Annotated in this window: 21 protein-coding genes; 14 read left to right on the top strand and 7 right to left on the bottom strand. The window is 59.7% G+C overall.

The window, feature by feature from the left end; genetic code table 11:
• Positions 1-101: 101 nt before the first annotated feature.
• The 5 genes from NW828_RS10220 (at position 102) to NW828_RS10200 (ending at position 4,720) form a co-directional block, all read left to right on the top strand.
• A complete protein-coding gene (locus tag NW828_RS10220) occupies positions 102-959 on the top strand; it encodes a hypothetical protein (RefSeq protein WP_414383645.1) in 858 nt (285 codons plus the stop codon).
• 28 nt (positions 960-987) lie between these two features.
• Positions 988-1,293, top strand: a complete 306-nt coding sequence (locus NW828_RS10215; protein WP_011434047.1) for a hypothetical protein — start codon at positions 988-990, stop codon at positions 1,291-1,293.
• Between the two features lie 27 nt (positions 1,294-1,320).
• Complete coding sequence (locus tag NW828_RS10210; RefSeq protein ID WP_414383643.1) at positions 1,321-2,496, top strand: tetratricopeptide repeat protein; 1,176 nt, start codon at positions 1,321-1,323, stop codon at positions 2,494-2,496.
• Between the two features lie 615 nt (positions 2,497-3,111).
• The gene (locus NW828_RS10205) at positions 3,112-3,993 is read left to right on the top strand and encodes an RNA polymerase sigma factor SigF (protein WP_414383641.1); all 882 of its coding nucleotides are present in this window, start codon (positions 3,112-3,114) and stop codon (positions 3,991-3,993) included.
• Positions 3,994-4,126: 133 nt separating this feature from the next.
• Positions 4,127-4,720, top strand: coding sequence for an SAM-dependent methyltransferase (locus tag NW828_RS10200; protein ID WP_414383639.1), 594 nt, complete (start codon positions 4,127-4,129; stop codon positions 4,718-4,720).
• On the opposite strand, the gene NW828_RS10195 is transcribed toward NW828_RS10200, so the two are convergent.
• Positions 4,717-5,130 carry a VOC family protein gene (locus NW828_RS10195; RefSeq protein WP_041436762.1) on the bottom strand — a complete coding sequence of 138 codons (414 nt, stop codon included), beginning with the start codon at positions 5,128-5,130 and terminating at the stop codon, positions 4,717-4,719. The genes NW828_RS10200 and NW828_RS10195 overlap by 4 nt on opposite strands.
• Positions 5,131-5,586: 456 nt before the next feature.
• Here NW828_RS10195 and NW828_RS10190 point away from each other — a divergent pair, with 456 nt between their 5' ends.
• The 4 genes from NW828_RS10190 (at position 5,587) to NW828_RS10175 (ending at position 8,679) form a co-directional block, all read left to right on the top strand.
• Positions 5,587-6,615, top strand: a complete 1,029-nt coding sequence (locus tag NW828_RS10190) for a rod shape-determining protein (protein WP_414342867.1) — start codon at positions 5,587-5,589, stop codon at positions 6,613-6,615.
• A 67-nt stretch (positions 6,616-6,682) separates the two neighbouring features.
• Positions 6,683-7,435 (top strand): rod shape-determining protein MreC, encoded by a 753-nt coding sequence (gene mreC, locus NW828_RS10185; RefSeq protein WP_414383637.1) that lies wholly within the window; start codon positions 6,683-6,685, stop codon positions 7,433-7,435.
• Complete coding sequence (mreD, locus tag NW828_RS10180; protein WP_414331966.1) at positions 7,413-8,057, top strand: rod shape-determining protein MreD; 645 nt, start codon at positions 7,413-7,415, stop codon at positions 8,055-8,057. Before mreC ends, mreD begins: the two co-directional genes overlap by 23 nt.
• Positions 8,058-8,451: 394 nt before the next feature.
• Complete coding sequence (locus NW828_RS10175; protein ID WP_011434056.1) at positions 8,452-8,679, top strand: indolepyruvate ferredoxin oxidoreductase subunit alpha; 228 nt, start codon at positions 8,452-8,454, stop codon at positions 8,677-8,679.
• A 286-nt stretch (positions 8,680-8,965) separates the two neighbouring features.
• Here the strand turns inward: NW828_RS10175 and NW828_RS10170 are convergent, their stop codons facing one another.
• The 4 genes from NW828_RS10170 to NW828_RS10155 form a co-directional block, all read right to left on the bottom strand.
• Positions 8,966-9,490 carry a YIP1 family protein gene (locus tag NW828_RS10170; RefSeq protein ID WP_414383635.1) on the bottom strand — a complete coding sequence of 175 codons (525 nt, stop codon included), beginning with the start codon at positions 9,488-9,490 and terminating at the stop codon, positions 8,966-8,968.
• A 338-nt stretch (positions 9,491-9,828) separates the two neighbouring features.
• Positions 9,829-10,023: an IS630 transposase-related protein gene (locus NW828_RS10165; RefSeq protein WP_071818172.1), complete on the bottom strand. Its 195-nt coding sequence runs from the start codon at positions 10,021-10,023 to the stop codon at positions 9,829-9,831.
• A gap of 324 nt (positions 10,024-10,347) precedes the next feature.
• Positions 10,348-11,418, bottom strand: coding sequence for an adenosylcobinamide-phosphate synthase CbiB (cbiB, locus tag NW828_RS10160; RefSeq protein ID WP_414383633.1), 1,071 nt, complete (start codon positions 11,416-11,418; stop codon positions 10,348-10,350).
• Positions 11,402-11,857: an Rrf2 family transcriptional regulator gene (locus NW828_RS10155; protein ID WP_414383647.1), complete on the bottom strand. Its 456-nt coding sequence runs from the start codon at positions 11,855-11,857 to the stop codon at positions 11,402-11,404. The genes cbiB and NW828_RS10155 overlap by 17 nt, the downstream gene beginning before the upstream one ends.
• 230 nt (positions 11,858-12,087) lie before the next feature.
• Between NW828_RS10155 and rsmI the strand changes: the two genes are divergently transcribed.
• Together rsmI and rppA are read left to right on the top strand one after the other, a co-directional pair.
• Positions 12,088-13,086, top strand: a complete 999-nt coding sequence (rsmI, locus tag NW828_RS10150) for a 16S rRNA (cytidine(1402)-2'-O)-methyltransferase (RefSeq protein ID WP_414383631.1) — start codon at positions 12,088-12,090, stop codon at positions 13,084-13,086.
• A gap of 28 nt (positions 13,087-13,114) precedes the next feature.
• Complete coding sequence (gene rppA / locus NW828_RS10145; protein WP_414383629.1) at positions 13,115-13,816, top strand: two-component system response regulator RppA; 702 nt, start codon at positions 13,115-13,117, stop codon at positions 13,814-13,816.
• A gap of 184 nt (positions 13,817-14,000) precedes the next feature.
• Here rppA and atpD read toward each other — a convergent pair whose 3' ends face one another.
• Entirely contained in the window at positions 14,001-15,434 is a 1,434-nt protein-coding gene (gene atpD / locus NW828_RS10140; protein WP_414383627.1) for a F0F1 ATP synthase subunit beta, read from the bottom strand.
• A 189-nt stretch (positions 15,435-15,623) separates the two neighbouring features.
• Here atpD and NW828_RS10135 point away from each other — a divergent pair, with 189 nt between their 5' ends.
• The 3 genes from NW828_RS10135 (at position 15,624) to NW828_RS10125 (ending at position 18,182) form a co-directional block, all read left to right on the top strand.
• Positions 15,624-16,286, top strand: coding sequence for a GerMN domain-containing protein (locus NW828_RS10135; protein WP_414383625.1), 663 nt, complete (start codon positions 15,624-15,626; stop codon positions 16,284-16,286).
• Between the two features lie 10 nt (positions 16,287-16,296).
• Positions 16,297-17,064, top strand: coding sequence for an MlaE family lipid ABC transporter permease subunit (locus NW828_RS10130; protein ID WP_414383623.1), 768 nt, complete (start codon positions 16,297-16,299; stop codon positions 17,062-17,064).
• An 86-nt stretch (positions 17,065-17,150) separates the two neighbouring features.
• The gene (locus NW828_RS10125; RefSeq protein WP_414383646.1) at positions 17,151-18,182 is read left to right on the top strand and encodes a succinate dehydrogenase/fumarate reductase iron-sulfur subunit; all 1,032 of its coding nucleotides are present in this window, start codon (positions 17,151-17,153) and stop codon (positions 18,180-18,182) included.
• Here NW828_RS10125 and NW828_RS10120 read toward each other — a convergent pair.
• Positions 18,179-19,285, bottom strand: a complete 1,107-nt coding sequence (locus NW828_RS10120) for a peptidylprolyl isomerase (RefSeq protein WP_414383621.1) — start codon at positions 19,283-19,285, stop codon at positions 18,179-18,181. The genes NW828_RS10125 and NW828_RS10120 overlap by 4 nt on opposite strands.
• Positions 19,286-19,540: the final 255 nt, after the last annotated feature.

Raw genomic sequence — 19,540 nt, 5'->3', positions numbered from 1 at the left:
CCCGTTCTTTTCGCGTCAGCGGGACGTAGTCCTCAAGCGCAGGAAACGTCCTTTTCGCGCCAGCGGCGCGGAGCGCTTTGCGTCAGCATGAGTGCGGGAGTATGTCACGACGGAAGGTGAGGCAGATGGGGAGCTGGCTCAGGCAAAACTGGCTGTGGCAACTGGGGAGAGCCCTTGTGGCTGTTTGGATCGGCTGGGCGGAGGGGAGCGCTGCCTGGGCGAGGGACATGGCGCCGGCTGCCCCTGGAGTCTCCTCTCCCCCTACTTTGCCCATCCCTTGGGAATGGGTGTACGACTTGCAGGAGCAAGCCCGGCAGCGGCAATGCACATTGGTTGGCCTGTTGCGCAGCGATCCCTTGCCGGCGCCGGATCCCCAGTGGCAGGTGTACACACGGCTAGATTTGGTGGCCACGCCTCAGGCTGGTCGGTTGACCAGTGTGTTGTTTGCCGAGAACACCCGTACTCGGGCCTTGCAGGTTATCTATCAAGCCTCAGGGTCGGTGTACGACCCCGTTGAGGCATTGGATTTTGCCATGATCCTGCCTCTAGCCTGGCAGGGGAACACTTTGCTGGCGCGGGAGTACGAAGGCTGGTTCCAGACCGATTTGAGCTGGGATCGGGCGGTGGTCTGGCCTTTGCCCACTGGCTCGACAGGGATCCCACCGGTGCAAATCTGGGATCCGCCGCCGGCGCTGGGGTATGCGCAGCTGCTGGGCTGGGATCCCCAGGCGCGAGAGCGGGTGCTGTTTGCGGTGGCCGATAGCCTTGGAGAGATGCCCCGCTTGGTGAGCGTGGGCCCAGACCGCCAGGTGTTGCTGCGAGCGCCTGCCGTTGCCCTTTCCCCAACTCCCTCTTCTCTACAGGGGTGGCAGGAGATCCGGCCCAAGGGGGGAGAGCCTCTCTGCCACCAAAGCCGTTTTGGGCTGGAGCAGGGAGGGGAAAATGAAAAATTAAACTGAGATGCAGAAGCCTGTGGGAGCGACAACCATGTCCAAACCGGTGGTGCGGCGGGGCTGGCCTCTGGAGGCCTTTGTCGGGGATGTAATCGTCTGTACCCTAGAGGGATCCCATCTGGATCAGGTGACGGAAATCCGAGTCAGCCCGGCGGGTAAAGGGATCCGAGTCAGCTTTGGGGATCCCTTGGGACGCTCTAAGGAACCGGTGCAGGCCAACGCCGAGGCGCTGACGGTTACCTTTGAGATCGATCCCAGCACCTACCCTGGCGAAAAGCGCATTGAGCTGATCTCGCCGGCAGGGCCCAGCGATCCCCTGCCGTTTTTGGTGATGATGTAGAGGCGCGCAGAAAAGAGGAAGTGGGTCATGCCGTTTGTGATTGCCCCGACCGACATGGGCGTGCTGGTGCTGGGGGCGAGCCTGTTGCTTTTGGCCGGGGGTTGGGCCTGGTGGCTGCGGCGGCAGAAGCGTGCTGCCTCCCCAGAATCTACAGCCGTTTCGCCGGCCCCGGCGGTTGACCCATCTGCCCTTTCGGCGGAACAAGCGGCTCAACTACAGCCCTTCGAGCAGGCGGTGGGAGATCAGCCGCAGGATCCCATTGCCTGGTACAACCGCGCCACCACCCTCGACCACCTGGGGCAAGCCCAAGCTGCCCTGGCCAGCTACGACCGCGCCCTGGAGCTGAAGCCGGACTTCCCCGAAGCCTGGAACAACCGTGGTTCTCTGCTGGACGATCTCGGTCGCCATCAAGAAGCTCTGGCCAGCTATGAGCGGGCTCTGCGGCTGAAACCGGATTTTTTTGAGGCCCGCTTTAACCAGGCCAACACGCTGCGGCAATTGGGCCGCTACGAAGAAGCCCTACGTGCCTACGAACGGGCCCTTGCCCTCAGCCCCGACAGCCCGGAAACGTGGTACCTGCACGGGCTAACCTTAGCCTCTCTGGGACGGTGGCAGGGATCCCTAATCAGCTACGACAAAGCCCTCGCCATCAACCCCGTCAATGCCCAAGTTTGGCAGAGTCGGGGCCTGGCTCTGTTTCACCTAGAGCGCTACGTCGATGCTCTGGCCAGCTACGAACGAGCCCTGCAACTGGGCTCCGAATCGGCCTCTCTCTGGGCCGGCCACGCCCTTGCCCACCACCGCCTCGGCAACCCGATGGAGGCCCTCAACAGCTACGACCGTGCCCTGGCGCAGGATCCCAAACGCCCTCAGATCTGGGTGCAGCGCGGCCTGGTGCTGATGGACTTGAACCTCTACGAGCTGGCCATCCAGAGTTTTGATCGGGCCCTGCAGATGGATCCCAGCAATGCCGAGGCTCACTACGCCAAAGCCTGCTGCTACGCCTGGGAAGGCCAAGTGCCTCAGGCCCTACAAGCTTTGGAGCAAGCCCTACGCCTGGAGCCGGAACGCTACCGCCCCTTGCTCTCCTCTGAGCCCTATTTCGACCTCATTCGCGAGGAGCCGAGTTTTGCGTCGTTTTTGGTAGCTCTCGCCGGCACGGAACCCCTCAAGAACCGCTCTGAAAGGCTTACACAGGGCTAGGCAACGCTAACCTTTGCTCAACGTCAAAGCGACCTGCGTCACAAGTCATCACTAACGGTAGTCTTGGCTACCAACCTGTCAGAGAAATCTCCACAGGCGCGACTTCCCCACAAGCTGTGGGTAGAGCGCTCAGACGACCGCAGTGGGTCAAGTGCTGCATTGAGACCCCAAAAACATCCCAGCCCTTCTCTCTCTGGGAGAGGGGGGATCAGAATGCGCAGGCGATCTCACGGCCAATCCCAAATCATGAACCAGTCCATGAGAGCACGCCAGCAACAGAAATCGGGCAATTCAATCGGGCCTGACAGGGAAATTGCGCTCTTTTGCCGATGAAACCCGCCGATTTTCCGTGGAGATGCTGTTGCTTGGGTCAAGAAACCTGGTCAAACTAAGAACGTTCCAGCTCTTGGCAAATCTCAACAGTGTCCGGTTGTGCTTCTAACGCCATCCCTATAGCCCTGTAGCACCTGCTTGCGCAGGGTCTGGCTGGGCAAAAGCGTCTCTTGACTGGATGGGTGTTGGTTATGGGTGGGATCCTCAACCTTTGAATGGTTTTCGAGTTCCTTGAGTGCTTGTTCTACAGTTATTTTCGGCAAATCGGTAAAGTGGTTGTCTATGATAACGGCCCCTCGCCTGACCTCTCCCAAGAACTCCGTCTCCCTGAGGCGACCGGCGGCCCCCCCTCCATTGCCTTTGGCCAAGACCGGATTCCCAGCCGCATGTGGATCTATGGCATCTCATGAGGATGTTAAAGCCCGAACCGCCGAACTGTTGCGGCTGTACCACCAGAATCGGGATCCGGCCCTGCGCAATCGACTGGTGGAAATAAACATGGGCTTGGTGCGCAAAGAAGCCCATCACTGGCGCAACCAGTGCAATGAGGGGTACGATGACCTGGTCCAAGTTGGCTGCTTGGGTTTGATTCAGGCCATCGAACGGTTTGATATTACCCGTGGGCTGGCTTTCAGCTCCTTTGCCATGCCCTACATTCGCGGAGAAATTCAACATTACCTGCGAGACAAGAGCCCCACCATGCGGATCCCACGCCGCTGGACAACTCTGCAACGACAAGCCAAGAAGGTGATTGCCCGTCTGCGGCAAGAGTTGGGCCGTTCTCCCTCTGAGGCCGAGGTGAGAGAAGCCCTACAACTGACGGAGCAGGAATGGCGAGAGCTGGAACTGGCTCAACAAAACAGCCTTTTGCTCAGCCTGGATGCCCCGATTCAAACCGAGGAAGACAGCGTCGCTTTGGGGGAGGTCGTTCCGGATCAGCGCTACCGCAGTTTTCAACTGGCCGAAGAAGACCGCATTCGCCTACAGCATGCCTTGGCCAAGCTAGAGGAACGCACCCGCAAGATTTTGGAATTTGTCTTCTTCTACGACCTCACCCAAAAAGAAACGGCAGAGCGGCTGGGGATCAGCGCCGTTACCGTTTCCCGCCAAGTCAAAAAGGGGCTGGAACGTCTGGCCAAGTTGTTGAATCAAGATATTTTTTAAGTTGTTGAATCAGAATATTTTTCGAGACGCTGGAACCGACGCAACTGGCGGTGGCTTTCCACCCTGTAGAACAGCGAGGGCTCTGTACCGCAACAGATTGATAGACTGATAGAAACATGGACGAGAGTATTTGATGAATAGAAAAAACCGCTCTTCTCGGGATCGACCCTTGGCACCCCGCGGTTTCAAGCCTAAGCTCGGTCAGAACTCGGTGGTCAGGGATCCCTTCTTCCAACGCCAGTCCAACCCGCAAAGTCCAGAGGGAATCCGCTTAGCCCCCTATGTGCGCACCTTGCCCTTGGTTGTGGATGCCATGCTGGATTTGGCCCAGGTGGGGAGCGAGGATACTCTGTACGACTTGGGCTGTGGGGATGGCCGCATTCTCATCCGGGCGGCACAGCGCTTTGGCACGCGGGGCGTGGGGGTGGATATCGACCCGGAGCGCATCCTGGAAGCCCAACAGCGGGCCCAAGAAGCCCAAGTTCAGGATCGAGTCACCTTTCTCCAGCAGGATCTGCTCACTCTGGACTTAACCCCGGCGACGGTGGTGAGTTGTTATTTGCTGCCCAGCTCCCACCTGCTGATCCGAGACAAGTTGCGCTCCCAGCTTCGGCCCGGCGCTCGTCTGGTCACCCACTCCTTCGACATGGGGGATTGGCCCCCCACCGCCACCACCACCGTATCGGATGTCATCAACACCTACACCATCTACCTTTGGCGGATCTAACCCTGGGGATCCCAGGCTGTCGCTTCCCCAAAAGCAGCAGAAGGCTGGTGCAGTACAATCCGGTTGCCATCGGGATCCCGAAAATCCACCTCCTGTCCGTGAAAGGCTTGTCGCAGAGGGGAAATGGAGATCTGATAAGCTTCCGCCAACCCCTCCAGTGTTGTCAGGGATCCCTGTAAATCCTGCACCTGCAGGCAGAGGCTCACCGCTGCGGCTTGGGCACCACCATCGAGATGACGGCTGCGATAGAGGCCCAGCCGCAACCCTGGCAGACGAAACTCTACGTACACCGGATCCCCCTCTGTCGGGAGCTGGACTTGGGGAGAGATCCCCAAGAGATCCCGATAGAAGCGTTGCAGACGAGGCAAGTCCAGGGTAGCCACGCTAACCAAGGCACCAGAGAGCTGCATCGCAACCGCCAAAAGACCGGGTTGGTCTATCTTAGCTAAACTGCCGAGAAGCCCCGCGCTGTACCCGCAGGGTGAGCGTCGGGAGGATGTCACTCAGCTCCAACACCACGCGAGTCTGGGTGGCGATGTCGGATCCACCGTCTTGCCCTCCGGATCCAGGGCCAATGTGCCCGAGATGTAGAGGGTATTTTGCCCACCTTCACGCCGGGAGAATAGGGGGCGATGGCCGGATAGCCGGCTGGAGCAATGGCAACCTTAGGCACGAGGGATCCCGAATCACAACAGGATTGCACCTTAGCGGCGAATTTAATCTTCCACAGTTGGCTGGGATACAGCCATAGCCGGTTTCTCTGGAGCAGATTCCCACTCTTCGGGGGAGATTCTCTAGCAGAACTAGACTATAGTAGGTACCAAAGCTTGCTGCTTCTTCCCAAATCAAGACTGGAGCGACTTACCGTGGGGTTCTTCAGCCGATTTTCCCGTGATATGGGCATTGATTTGGGCACTGCCAACACGCTGGTCTACGTGGCCGGGCGAGGCATTGTCCTGCAAGAGCCCTCTGTGGTCGCCATCGACCAAAACACCAAGCAACCCCTGGCTGTGGGGGAAGATGCCAAAAAAATGTTGGGCCGTACCCCCGGCAACATTGTAGCGGTGCGTCCTCTGCGAGATGGGGTGATTGCCGATTTCGACACGGCGGAGATGATGCTAAAACACTTCATCCACCGCGTACACGAGGGCCGGTACCTCATTGCTCCGCGCATTGTGATTGGGATCCCCAGCGGCGTGACCGGGGTGGAGCGACGGGCAGTGATGGAAGCCGCTCTCCAAGCTGGGTCGCGGGAGGTGTATTTGGTGGATGAGCCGGTGGCAGCAGCCATTGGGGCCGGGCTGCCGGTGCAAGAGCCCACCGGGAACATGATCATCGACATCGGCGGCGGCACCACTGAGGTAGCCGTCCTCAGTTTGCAGGGGATCGTGCTGAGCGAGTCCGTGCGGGTAGCGGGAGATGAGCTGAGCGAGGCCATCGTCCAGTACATGAAAAAAGTCCACAACCTCACCATCGGGGAGCGCACCGCTGAAGAGATCAAGATTCGGATTGGCTCCGCCTACCCAATTCAAGAGGAACTGACCATGGAAGTGCGCGGGTTACACCTGCTCTCGGGTTTACCCCGTACCGTCACGGTGAAGAGCACCGAAATTCGCGAGAGCATGGCCGAGCCCCTCTCGGTGATTGTGGAAGCCATTAAGCGCACCCTGGAGCGCACTCCACCGGAATTGGCTGCCGACATCATCGACCGAGGCATCATGCTGGCCGGGGGAGGAGCCTTGCTCAAGGGTCTGGATGCCCTGATCAGCCATGAAACCGGGATCTTGGTTCACATTGCCCCGGATCCCCTCAGTTGTGTGGTGCTCGGTACAGGGCGAGTTTTGGAGGATTTCAAAACCTTGGGTCGAGTGTTGAGCGGCAGCTTCAAGGGCTAGAGGCGCTTCTCCCTCTCCCTGATTTCCTGATTTGAGGTGTGAGTCGAGTGGGTCGGAGAGGTATTGCTTGAATCGGCTACGCCAATGGTGGAGGCGCTACGGCTTGGGGTTACTCCTGTCTGCTTTGGCGATGGGGGTAGCATTGGGCTTGCGACAAACCCAGGGATCCCTGCTGGTGGAGCTGTACAGTTGGATCACCGCCCCGGCCCGTCCACCTGTGGATCCCGCCGCGGTGCTCAGCCAGGCCGCTAACCGTGAGCTGCAAGCCCTGGTAGCCGAGTTGCAGTACCAAAACCGCGAGCTGAAGCGACTGCTGCAATTTACCGAGCAAATGCCCCAAGCGGGGATCCCAGCAGCCGTGGTGGGTCGCAGCGCCGATCACTGGTGGCAACAGCTCACCCTCAGCCGCGGCAGCCGGCATGGAGTCAGGGTGGGAGATGTAGTCATGGCGCCGGGAGGGTTGATCGGGCGAGTCGAGTCGGTCACGCCCAACACCAGCCGAGTGCTCCTGATCAGCGATCCCACCAGCCGTGTCGGGGTAATGCTGAGTCGCAGCCGACACATGGGCATCCTGAGGGGTACGGGCACCCAGAGTGCCATTTTGGATTTTTTCGACAAGGCCCCCAAAGTAGAGGTGGGGGATGTGGTGGTGACCTCGGGCCTGAGCAGCTTTTACCCAGCCGGGGTTGTGGTGGGAACGGTTCGAGCGGTCAACTTGGATGCCAGCCCTGCCCCTCAAGCCACTGTCGAACTGTCGGCGCCGCTGGGTTTCTTGGAATGGGCCTTGATCTACCGCTATGCTCAACCCTCTGATTCCTAAGCTTAAGTCTCACCTTAACTGGCTGGTGACTGTCCTGTCGGGATTGCTGGCAGCAGTGGCCCCTTGGTGGCGAGGGCCGGGCTTGGAGCTAGCAGGCTTAACCCCAGATTGGCCCTTGATCTGGGTGGTGTGCTGGAGTGTGCGGCGCAAAGCTTGGCAGGGGGCTGTTGCCGGGGTCACCCTGGGTTTTCTGCAAGATGCGCTGACCAGCCCTTGTCCTACCCATGCGCTGGGGCTGGCTGTAGTTGGGATCCTCACCGCCAAGTTGCAAAAACAACGCTACATGCAAGAAGACTTTATCTCGGTGGCCTTGATCGTTTTTGGTATGGTGGTGATCGCCGAAACCTTGATGGCACTGCAATGGATGTGGCTCGTGGCCTCGCAGGGATCCGATGACCTGGATCCAGCAGGAACGCAAACCTTGCTGGATGGATTGGAGAACTCCCTTCGGTTTTTCGGCAACATTGGTGGCGATGGCCCCCGTTCTCTGGAGAGCATCTGGTGGAACCATCAACGCAATGCCCTCACGTCTGCTATTTTAAGTAGCCTCTGGGCACCTGCTTTGTACTGGCCCCTCAGCCGTTGGTGGCAGTCTCAAGAGCGGGATCCCAGAGAGATTTAGCCCCTGTTTTATGCCAAATCATCCTATCTTTCGGTTAAAACCCAGGTCACAGCAGAGTATGTCCCTTGGCATTTTTGGCAAGAAAGAACTCTCGAGGCGGCGGGAGCCGGTTTGCCGACTGTCTCTGACCTCCCACATGTTGGCGCTGTGCTGAGAGGCCCCAGACAAAGTCAGAAAAAGCGACAATCCGGAAAATTCTTCGTTGGGGAGCAATTTTGGCCTAAAATGAACCCCAGGACTGGGATATAAGCCCCATCTTTTTCAGGCAGCTTCGGGCAAATATCGCGCATTCTAATCAAAAAGTCAACAGCATAGGAAGCGCAGGCGACGTCAAGGCTGACCTTGTGGCAACTGCACTTAGAATTTGACTTAGAGCAATCATTGGGAGGGATCCATGCCGCATACAATTGTCACCGATATCTGTGAAGGTGTGGCCGACTGTGTAGAGGCTTGCCCTGTTGCCTGCATCCACCCCGGCGATACCAAAAATGCCAAAGGCACCGACTACTTTTGGATTGAGTTTTCCACCTGCATCGACTGTGGCATCTGTTTACAGGTTTGCCCCGTAGAAGGCGCTATTCTGCCGGAGGAAAAGCCGCATCTGCAGCGAGTGCCCCGCTAATTCCAGGGAAGCATCCCTGGCCACACGCCGGGATTCAACGAGAATTACAATCATTTCAATTCCAACCAGGACGCTGCACCCACACCTAGAACGTTAGTCGCGTCTTCGCGTCGTCGTGTCAGCGTTGCGGAGCAATAGCGTTGCGGTTCCCGTCAGGGTGCCGTAGGCATAGCAATAGCGTTGCGGAGCAACAATACGCAGAACCGGAAGGCTTTTCAAGGACTCCGTCCCGCTGGCGCGATCAGTAGCCTAGGCGTTTCACCTTAACCTGAAACAACTATAAGCTTTAGCCCAAGGAAGCCAAAGCAACGACGCTGCTGGTCAGCCAGCTCAGGGCCAAGATCCCCCCCAGGAAAGCCAATGGGATCAGGCCCAGCAGCCGCCACCACTCCAAATCCAGCGCTACAGCTACTGCCCGCACCTGCCAAACCACAAACCACAGCAGAGCTGACAAGCCCAGCAGGGATCCCACCACCCCACCCAACGATTGAGCAGGCCCCAGCAGCAGCCACGGCAAACCGGCAAACCCCGTCAAGCACAGCAGCGCTGAAAAGGAAGGGACAGCCCGACCCAAACAAAAGGCCAGCAATTGCAACAAAGCCGCCAAACCCACCCAGCCCAGGGATCCCATCAGCACCGCCAGCACCATGCTCGGCAGGCTTACCCCAGAGCGGCGAATCGCATCCAGGACGTTGAGCAGCCCCACCACCCCAAAGGCTTGCCAGAGAACAGGCTGTTCCCGCAACGCCCGAAAGGTGCGCTCCGGCAGAAACCAAGCGCCGTAGATGTTGTCTAACCAGGAACCAAGCATGGCCAGCAACCCGTCAAGCTGTCTTTTATCCTAGCCCTTGGTGAGCACTTGACGGGCACACCCCAAAAATGGGGTATGATTGGGAGAGGATTCTGCGGCGTTGGTGACTGCCGTTATGTTTTTGCGATCTATACCCTTCGACAATTAGGATGGGAAGTGGATGTGAGAGCAGTAGGCCAAACTTGATTTGGAAACTATCGACAATCATCCCCGGTATCCTATACTGGATTTTCCAGGTCGAAAACCACGGTAAAACGGCGCAACAGTATCCTCAAAAAAGCCCTCGAAAGGGGGCCTTTTTGTTGTTTGGATATTGTCGGATATTGTCAATGCTGCAGTTAATGGGTATTGCTCTGGCGCTGGGCTCCATCCTTTAGTCGAGCTTCTGGGCACTGGTCTACGTCTTGCTGCAGGGCAGCCAAGTCTGTCTTTCGCTTGCGGGTCTTGACTTTTGTTGTCGTGAGGTCTGCTCGGCTCAGCCAGCGATAAACGGTTGCACAAGTGACATAACTCCCGCACTCATGCTGACGCAAAGCGCTCCGCGCCGCTAAAGCGAGAGAGTGCGAGCTTCAAGGACTCCGTCCCGCTGACGCGAAAAGGACGGGATGCCCCACCGCCCTGTGCTTGATATCTGTAGCAGCTGCTGTTTTTATCATCGTTTATTTCAGCGGTTCTAGGTTCACGGCAGGTTGACAGCAGCTACGGTTTTTGTTGCCGCCGATCTAGTTAGCTTTGCTAACTCTACCTCAAGTTCTGGGGGAAGTTGCGCCTGTGGAGATTCCTCTGCCGGGGTTGAGTCAAAAGCTCAGCTAGGTAAGGGTCGTAGAAGCAGGAAGCAACCGGTTGTTTAGTTCATCCTAGGGGGTGAAATAAACGACCATGAGTTGCAGAACGGTCAACAGGAGAGTTGCTCCCACCATCAAACTCCCCCAAATCCATACAACCTGTCGCAGCAGTCCCAAGCTTTCCCGCACCACTTGCGGGGTCAAGGGGCGAGCTGGGATCCCCAATTTGGGTTTCACCTTCGGGATCCCCTGATAGAAATTGGTTCCCCCCAGTTGGATCTGCAGCCGCCAGGCAAAAGCCGCTTCGCTCCACCCGGAATTGGGGCTGGGATCCGCTTGCGCGTCCTGACGACACCGCTGCCAGAACCCCCAAGGATCCCGGCTGAGCAGCGCCAGCGTGAGCACCGTCAGGCGGCAGGGCAGCCAAGTCAGCCCATCCTCACAGCGGGCCGGCACTGTGCCCAAATGGGTGAAAGGGGGGTGGCGGTAGCCCACCATCGAATCCAGCGTGCTGCTGGCCTTGTAGGCTAGGGCCAAGGGCGCCCCTCCCAAGAAGGCGTAGAACAGAGGGGCAGTTGCTCCGTCGGGAGTATTTTCGGCCACCGTCTCAATCAGCGCCCGCAAAATCTCCGATGCCGTCAGGTGCTCTGTATCCCGCCCCACGTAGCGGCTGAGCCGTTGACGGGCCTCCGGCAGATCCTCTTTTTCCAAGGGATCCAACACCTCCAAGGCGGCAAAGCGCAGGCTGCGCCCTCCCAGACAGCTGGCCATCAGGATCACCTGCACGAGGATCCCTGCCCAGGGGTGGATGGCATTGCCGATGGCGACCAGTCCCCAGCCCACGCCGTAGGATCCCCCCACCAAAGTTAGGGTGAGAACTGCCCCGCCCCACTGTTGTGCTCGCGGAGTTGAGCAGTGCTTGAGGATATAGCCTTGCCCCCAGGCAATAACAGCCCCCATCACCCGCACTGGATGAGGCCAACCCCAGGGATCCGCCAGCAGGTAATCCAATACCAAAGCTGCCGCCAGCACCAGCCCGGCAGTCGGTTGGGCCGGAAAAAACAGCCAGCCGCCGGGAAAGGGCTCCGTCCCACTAACGCGAAAGGACTCCGTCCCGCTAACGCGATCAAACCACAAATCCACTCTCCTGATCCTGAGCCGCTTGCCAACTCCGGGCATCAAAATACAGATCTTCCAGAGTGGTTTCCTCCAACACCTGCTGCACCCGTCGAGCGATCCGCTGCCACAAGGCTTCCGTCACCCAGTCCAGCCGCTCCGCCGGATGCACGGCTGAAGGATTAGAACTGTCCATGAGAGGATCCAAGGATTCTCCCACTGCCGCCAAAATGGCGCTGATCGGGATCCGCCGCGGCGCCCGTGCCAACCGGTAGCCTCCCTGGGCCCCCCGTTGGGAACAAACCAAGCCAGCCTGCCGCAACTCAATCAGCAACTTTTCCAGGTAGGGAGCCGGGATTCCCTGTCGCTCGGCAATGGCCCGCACCGAAGCCATTTGCCCGGAGCCGAGCATCGCCAGATCCAACAAAGCTTTGATGCTATAGGTGGCCCGCGTTGTCAAGCGCACCGGGATCCCTCTCCGCAGCACTTCTCGATCCTGCCATAGGACTCCGTCCCGCTACCGCGAAAGGACTCCGTCCCGCTACCGCGAAAGGACTCCGTCCCGCTACCGCGAAAGGCAGATGCTTGGGTATCGGGGCACCGGCCAAGAGAAGTTAATCTGGGGATCCGAGGCGATCTCTAATTGCTCTAATTGGCTATTGTCTGGTTATCGGCAGCTCAGCCTTGGAGCTCGGGATGGAACACCCCACCGCCAGCCTTTATTTGGTGGCTACCCCCATCGGCAACCGCGAAGACATCACCCTGCGGGCGCTGCGGGTTTTGCGGGAAGTGGACTGGGTGGCGGCAGAAGATACTCGCCACTCCGGCCAGCTTCTTAAACATTTTCAAATCTCCGCCCGCCTCATCAGCTATCACGAGCACAACGCTGCCCAACGGATCCCGCAACTCCTGAAGTATCTGTCGGCGGGCCAGTCGGTGGCCCTGATCAGCGATGCCGGCACTCCTGCCATCTCCGATCCGGGAGAAGAGTTGGTGCGCGCCTGCATTCAGGCCGGGATCCCGGTGATCCCTGTGCCGGGGCCGGTAGCTGCTGTTGCCGCCTTGACCGCTTCGGGCCTGCCTACAGGACGATTCGTGTTCGAGGGATTTTTGCCGCTTAAACCCAGTCAGCGACAGGCCCGCCTGCAACAGTTGGCCCAAGAAGAGCGCACCGTCGTTCTCTATGAAGCCCCCCATCGCCTGCGCCAAACTCTGCAGGATCTGCTGGATCACTGCGGCCCAGAGCGGCAGATCGTGCTGGCGCGGGAGCTGACCAAGCTGTATGAGTCCTTCTGGCGGGGATCCCTGGCAGCAGCTCTGGAGCACTGCGCCGCCCAGCCGCCGCGGGGGGAGTTTACCCTCTTGCTTGAGGGATATGTGGGTGCCGTTCCCAGCCCTAACCCTGCCAGAGGCGGGACGGAGTCCTTGAATGGGCGGGGAGACAGTGAATCGGAAGCGGAAATTCGTCAAGAAATGGCCCGATTGCTGGCCGAAGGCCTGTCCCGGTCTGCAGCCAGCCGCCGGTTGGCCCAGCGTCTGCAGGGATCCCCCATCTGGACGCGGCGCCGCCTTTACAATCTATCCTTGCAGCTTGAGCCGCTCCCCAGTTCTGTGATTGCTGCGCAACGCTCTGGCGGAAAGGAGTCCTTTCCTGCGTGCGTCAGTTTCCAAGACGACGGCGAGACTGAGTCCTGAGGCGTTCGCGTTAGCGGGACGGAGTCCTATGGCACGGATTTTGTTGGTGGACGATGAAGTGGAGTTGGCCGATTCTCTGGCCCGGCAATTGAGGCGAGAGGGCTACACGGTGGACGTCGCCTACACAGGAGGGCGGGCCTGGGAGCTGCTGCAAAAGTCCCCCGCTCTGCCCTACGATCTGCTGGTCTTGGATTGGATGTTGCCGGAGCTCTCTGGGCTTTCCCTCTGCCAGCGGGTACGGCAGGTGGATTGCACCACCCCTATCCTGTTTCTGACGGCCAAAGATACCCTAGACGACCGGGTGGAAGGGCTGGATGCCGGGGCAGATGATTACTTGGTGAAGCCGTTCGAGCTGCGGGAACTGCTGGCGCGGGTGCGGGCCCTCTTGCGGCGAACTACAGGTACTGGAGAAGGGATCCCTCGCCTGCAGGTCGGGGATTTGGAGCTGGATCGGGAGAACCAGGTGGCCTACCGGCAGGGGCGGATGATCCACCTCTCTCAAAAAGAGTTTCGCCTGCTGGAGTACTTCATGACCCACCCCGGCCAGTTGCTCACCCACGACCAGATCTACGAGCAGGTGTGGGCCGGAGAGGATCCCCCCAGCAGCAACGTCTTGGCAGCCCAGGTGCGCCTGCTGCGGCGACGCCTCAGGTTGCCCGGGGCAGCAGAATTGATCCACGCCGTCTACGGCAAGGGCTATCGCTTCGGGCCTGTCGCCGGGGATCCCTAGCAGCCGTCCCACCTGTAGATAAAACCAAGGCTCCCCCGAAAAGAAGGAGCCCTGCCGGGTCTGGGGAGCGCTTTCAGTCAGCAATGCCACCAGGGCGTTCCCCCCTTCAACCCTGGGGAGCCCAGTCGCCGCGCTATCGGCAACTCCCCTCTCCTCCTGTGGGAAAGGAGCTGGGGGTGAGGGCTCACTTGGACTTGAGCTTCTCCGCTTTCTCGATGGCCTCTTCGATGGTGCCCACCAAGTAGAAGGCTTGCTCCGGCAGATTGTCCAATTCCCCCGACAAAATGCGCTGGAAGCCCTTGATGGTGTCTGCCAATTTCACATACTTGCCGGGGGAGCCAGTGAATACCTCCGCCACGAAGAACGGCTGGGACAGGAAACGCTCGATGCGGCGGGCGCGGGCCACCACCAGCTTGTCCTCTTCCGACAGCTCGTCCAGCCCCAGGATGGCGATGATATCTTGCAGCTCTTTGTAGCGCTGCAGCGTTTGCTTCACTGCCCGGGCGGTGTTGTAGTGCTCTTCGCCCACAATGTCCGCCTGCAGGATGGTGGAAGAGGAATCCAGGGGATCCACCGCCGGATAGATACCCTTGGCTGCCAAGCTGCGGGACAATACCACCGTCGAGTCAAGGTGGGCAAAGGTGGTTGCTGGGGCCGGATCCGTCAAGTCGTCAGCAGGCACATACACCGCCTGCACCGAGGTGATGGATCCCTGCTTGGTAGAGGTGATGCGCTCTTGCAGGTTGCCCATTTCGGTAGCCAAGGTGGGCTGGTAACCCACCGCCGAGGGCATGCGGCCCAACAGCGCCGACACTTCCGACCCGGCCTGCACAAAGCGGAAGATATTGTCGATGAACAGCAGCACATCCTGCTTGTTAACGTCGCGGAAGTACTCTGCCATGGTCAGGGCAGTCAGGCCAACCCGCATGCGGGCACCCGGTGGCTCGTTCATCTGGCCATAGACCAGCGCCACCTTATCCAGCACGCCGGATTCTTTCATCTCGTTGTAGAGGTCATTGCCCTCGCGGGTGCGCTCTCCCACGCCCGCAAACACCGATAGGCCAGAGTGCTCCTCAGCGATGTTGTGGATCAGCTCCTGGATGAGCACTGTCTTGCCGACGCCGGCACCGCCAAACAGGCCCACCTTGCCGCCCTTTCTGAAGGGGGCCAACAGGTCGATCACCTTGATGCCGGTTTCAAAGGGCTCTGGCTTAATCGTCAAATCGACAAGTGGAGGCGCACTGCGGTGGATGGGGGCAAATTCTTGGGCTTGAACGGGCTCTCCTTGGTCAACCGGCTCTCCCAGCACATTGAAAATGCGCCCCAGGGTGGGCTGCCCGACCGGCACAGTAATCGGAGCGCCCGTATCCACCACCGGCATGCCCCGCACCAGGCCGTCGGTCGAGGACATGGCCACCGCACGCACGCGGTTATCCCCCAAAAGCTGCTGCACCTCAAAGGTGACGTTAACCTTCAGGCCGCTTTCGGTTGTGCCCTCCACCTTGAGGGCATTGTAGATTTCGGGCAGCTTGCCGCTGGGAAACTCGGCGTCGATCACAGGCCCAATGACCTGAGTGATGTAGCCAACATTGGTGGCAGTAGCGGTGGCAGTAACCATGATTGAGGTTCAGCTCCTTGTGTGCTCAGTTATCGACTCAGCAATGCCGGGTGTAAACCATTATCATCATACAAATAAAGGGATCCCAGTTGCTGCCGCACTTTTGCCTGTCCAGCCTATGGGGGATCCCCGGCAGAGTGGGCTTTTCTTCGCTACCCTAGAGCTAGGTAAGACAGGGGGTTGCCAGCGATGAGCCACTACGGAGGCCGTATTGCACAGCTCAGCTCCGTCAGGTTGGGAGGACGGCGTTCCCGCCCGCGTCGGGGCCGGGCCCTGCAATTGGGGATCCTTGGCTTCTTGCTGGGGTTAGGGGTGATGGGGGGAGCTTGGTGGTACAGCATCGGGCCCCGGCAAACCCTTTCCCTGTATTGGCTGACCAGTGCTGACAACTCTATTGACTACGTGCAGCAGGAGCGCAGGGTTCGCGCCTTTGACACTCAAGAAGCCATCCGCCTGGCCTTGGAGGAGCTGATTGCCGGCCCCCGGGATCCCCACCTCACCACGGCCATTCCCCCCCAGACGCGGGTGTTGGATGTGCGGGTGGAGGGCGACGATATTTTCCTCAACTTCTCCCCCGAATTCACGCAAGGGGGGGGATCCACGGCGATGATGAGCCGGATTGCGCAGGTGCTCTACACGGCCACCAGCCAAAACCCCGGCGCCCGGGTTTGGATCTCGGTGGAAGGCCGTGCCCTAGAAGTGCTGGGGGGCGAGGGGCTGATCCTGGATCAACCCCTGACACGGGCCTCGTTTGTGCCCAGCTTTCAGCTGCCAGCGGAGCCGGCAACCCCGAAGGACTCCGCCCCCCTAACGGGGTCGCCAAAGCGTCGCCTAGCGATAACGGCTTCTTGAGACGGAAACCATGAGCTGGTTGCAGCGGGTGGGCAGCAGTTTTCTCCTGGCCGGCCAGGTGATTTTGCATCTGATGCGGGGCCGTATCCATCGCCGCAACACCCTGGATCAGCTTTCGGCGGTAGGGCTGGAGTCGCTGCTGATTGTTCTGATTACGGCGGTGGTGATCAGCGGCGTTTTCACCATCCAGTTGGCGCGGGAGTTCATCAACTTTGGCGCTTCCTCCCTAATTGGGGGAGTTTTGGCGATTGCCCTTGCCCGCGAGCTGACACCGGTGGTGACGGCGGTGATCTTGGCCGGACGGGTGGGATCCGCCTTTGCCGCCGAGCTGGGCACCATGAAGGTCACGGAGCAGATCGACGCTCTGCTGTTGTTACGCACCGATCCGGTGGATTATCTGGTGATCCCGCGGGTGCTGGCTGCGGGGCTGATGCTGCCGGTGCTCACCATCCTCTCCCTGCTGACGGGGCTGGTGGGGGGGATGGTCATCTGCGCTTCGGTTTACAATATTCCTGCCACGGTGTTTCTCAACTCGGCGCAAACCCTTCTGACCTCTTGGGATTTGCTCGTCTGTTGTTTGAAGGCGATGGTGTTCGGGTCTTTGATCGCCATTGTCGGCTCCAACTGGGGCCTTTCCACCAGCGGGGGAGCCAAGGGGGTGGGTCGCTCCACCACCGATGCAGTGGTTACGGCGCTGCTGGGCGTGTTTGTCACCAACTTCCTTATTTCTTGGCTGTTGTTTCAGGGGCCGGGGAGCGCCCTCAGCCGCGCGTTGTAGCCACTTCTGCTGTCCCGTTAGCGTTGCGGAGCAATAGGGAGAGAGCTAGGATGGGATCCCCTTTCCCTTCAGCGGTGCAGAGCACTTTGCGAGTAGAATTTCAGATTTTCCGACAGTTGCCGCCGGAGCCGCCCCGCTGGCAATCCTTCTGGCTGGAGACATCCCCTGGCGCCACCATTCTCGATTGCCTCAACCAGATCAAGTGGGAGCAGGATGGCAGCTTGGCCTTCCGCAAAAACTGCCGCAACACCATCTGTGGCAGTTGCGCCATGCGCATCAACGGTAGGGCAGCCTTGGCTTGTGGCCGACATGTGGGCGAAGAGCTGGATCCCCGCAGCCCCCAGCCGCAGCCTATTCGCATCGGCCCTCTGGGAAACCTGCCCGTTCTGCGGGATCTGGTGGTGGATATGCAGCCCTTCTGGAACGATCTCAGCCGGGTGGATCCCTTTGTCAGCACGGCGGGGCGACGCATCCCGGAGCGAGAGTTTTTACAGCTGCCTGCCGAACGGGAGCATCTCAACGCTGCCGGTGGCTGTATTCTCTGCGGAGCCTGCTATTCCGATTGCAATGCCAAAGAGGTGAACCCAGAGTTTGTCGGCCCCCATGCTCTGGCCAGAGCCAACCGCCTCGTCCAAGACAGCCGCGACAGCCAACGGGAACAACGCCTGCAGGCTCTGGATAGCTTGGCTGGTGTCTGGGGCTGTACCCGCTGCTGGAACTGCAACAGCGTCTGCCCGATGGGCGTGGCACCTCTGGATCAAATCACCGAACTCAAACAGGGGATCCTCTCCCGCCCTGTAGACAAGACCGCTGCTCTGCCCACCGACCGTTCCCCATCGCACGCTGTTCGCGCTATTCGGACGGAGTCCTTGCCCATAGCCATCCGCCACCGCAAGACTCTGGTGCAACTGGTGCGCTCTGGTGGTTGGATAGATGAGCGCCGCTTTGCCCTGCAGGTGGTGGGCCGGGATCCCAAAGGGCTGCTCAGCTTGGTGCCTTTGGGTCTGCGCCTGTTGGCCAGGGGCAAATTTCCCTTTCGCTTCCAGCCCTCTGCAGGGGCGGCGACGGTACGGCGGCTTATCGACACAGTTAGGCAGAAAGGAAGGGATCCCCTCTAGGCTCCGGGTTTGAGGTTGTCTTGGCCGGAAATCAATCTGGCACTCAAAATCCGATCCCCCACTTTGATGTGGCGCAGCACCTCCGTTCCCTCTGTAACGTACCCGAACACGGCATAGCGGCCATCCATGAGGTTTAACCCCGCCGGGGTGAGATCCGGCTCAGCCATAAAGATGAAGAACTGAGAAGAGGCGCTGTTGGGATCGTCGGGATAGCGGGCCATGGCCACCGTCCCTTCGGCGGAAAAGGGCAGAGCCGGTTCCACATCCCACAGGCCCATCTGATCAAAAGTCTGGCCGTAGCGGGGCATCACCTCGCCTTTGGCGCGAATCTCCATGGGGATGGTGCGAACCTTGCCCGTGGCCGGATCCACATAGCCATCGGCAGGGCCAGGGGGATCCCCGGCCTGCGCCAGGAAGAAGGTCTCCACCCGGTCAAAGGTCAGGCCATCGTAGAAGCCCCGCTGCACCAGGTCGGCAAAGTTGCCGGCAGTGATGGGGGCGCTGTAGCCATCTAAGGTGATCACCATGCGCCCAGCGGTGGTGTTTAGCTCCACCTCTGCCCGCCCCAAGAGCTGAGGTTTGTCGGCATACTCAGCAGGCACTGTGTAGGGGAAAGCCCCCACCCAGTTGTTTTCCAGGGATCCCAACTCGTCCACTAGACGGTCGTAGGCAGCGCGGGCCTCTTCTTTACCCTTGGATTTGCGCTCGCTGGCTTGGCCGATCACCCGCAACTGCTCCCGCAGCGCAGCCATCTGTTCAGAGGCTGGGGTCACCCGATCCGGGGGCAAGCCGGCCAGCAGGGAATCTCCATAGCGATCCAAGAGGTGCTCTACCTGGCGCACATCTCCCCGCACTGCCGACCAGCGGTTGTACTTCAGGTCGGCGTCGATTTTGGAGATGGCTTCATCAACCTCCAGCAGCTTCGTTTCTGAGATGGGTAGCGCCCGCCGCAAGAGGGTACGTGGATCGGTAATGGCATCCCCTTGGGGCAGAGCCAAGGCCGGGATCCCCCAGAGCGCCACCCCGCAGAGCAGAGCAGCTACGTAGAGGCCAATCCGGCAAAGGGATCCCCATTGCCAAAATCCTTGGGCACGCTGCGTCATGGTTCCTACCGACTGCAAAACCACTCCTGTCTCAGCCTGACATCCCACCGTCACAGGCGGCAAGCGCTGTCAAACCTCGATAGATATCTCCACGACTGGCTCACTCCACCTGGGGGAAAGCCGTCATCGCTACACGACGCTTTTGCGACCGCAATAGCGGGACCAACTTCTCCAAGGGCATGGCTACACGGCTCTCCTACCTAGTTGGGTTGGCGTCGGTGTTGGCGTCGGTGTCGGTGCTGTCTAGTATACACA

Source organism: Synechococcus sp. W55.2 (assembly GCF_047461635.1).
Lineage (GTDB): Bacteria > Cyanobacteriota > Cyanobacteriia > Thermostichales > Thermostichaceae > Thermostichus.
Note: the sequence above shows the minus strand (reverse complement) of the source record. Positions and strands in the feature narration are given on the sequence as shown.

Bases quoted from the DNA above. Each gene is read 5' to 3' on its own strand.
- NW828_RS10220 (WP_414383645.1), top strand. From the start codon at position 102: ATGTCACGACGGAAGGTGAGGCAGATGGGGAGCTGGCTCAGGCAAAAC.
- NW828_RS10215 (WP_011434047.1), top strand. From the start codon at position 988: ATGTCCAAACCGGTGGTGCGGCGGGGCTGGCCTCTGGAGGCCTTTGTC.
- NW828_RS10210 (WP_414383643.1), top strand. From the start codon at position 1,321: ATGCCGTTTGTGATTGCCCCGACCGACATGGGCGTGCTGGTGCTGGGG.
- NW828_RS10205 (WP_414383641.1), top strand. From the start codon at position 3,112: ATGATAACGGCCCCTCGCCTGACCTCTCCCAAGAACTCCGTCTCCCTG.
- NW828_RS10200 (WP_414383639.1), top strand. From the start codon at position 4,127: ATGAATAGAAAAAACCGCTCTTCTCGGGATCGACCCTTGGCACCCCGC.
- NW828_RS10195 (WP_041436762.1), bottom strand. From the start codon at position 5,130: ATGCAGCTCTCTGGTGCCTTGGTTAGCGTGGCTACCCTGGACTTGCCT.
- mreD (WP_414331966.1), top strand. From the start codon at position 7,413: ATGCTCAACCCTCTGATTCCTAAGCTTAAGTCTCACCTTAACTGGCTG.
- NW828_RS10175 (WP_011434056.1), top strand. From the start codon at position 8,452: ATGCCGCATACAATTGTCACCGATATCTGTGAAGGTGTGGCCGACTGT.
- NW828_RS10170 (WP_414383635.1), bottom strand. From the start codon at position 9,490: ATGCTTGGTTCCTGGTTAGACAACATCTACGGCGCTTGGTTTCTGCCG.
- rsmI (WP_414383631.1), top strand. From the start codon at position 12,088: ATGGAACACCCCACCGCCAGCCTTTATTTGGTGGCTACCCCCATCGGC.
- rppA (WP_414383629.1), top strand. From the start codon at position 13,115: ATGGCACGGATTTTGTTGGTGGACGATGAAGTGGAGTTGGCCGATTCT.
- atpD (WP_414383627.1), bottom strand. From the start codon at position 15,434: ATGGTTACTGCCACCGCTACTGCCACCAATGTTGGCTACATCACTCAG.
- NW828_RS10135 (WP_414383625.1), top strand. From the start codon at position 15,624: ATGAGCCACTACGGAGGCCGTATTGCACAGCTCAGCTCCGTCAGGTTG.
- NW828_RS10130 (WP_414383623.1), top strand. From the start codon at position 16,297: ATGAGCTGGTTGCAGCGGGTGGGCAGCAGTTTTCTCCTGGCCGGCCAG.
- NW828_RS10120 (WP_414383621.1), bottom strand. From the start codon at position 19,285: ATGACGCAGCGTGCCCAAGGATTTTGGCAATGGGGATCCCTTTGCCGG.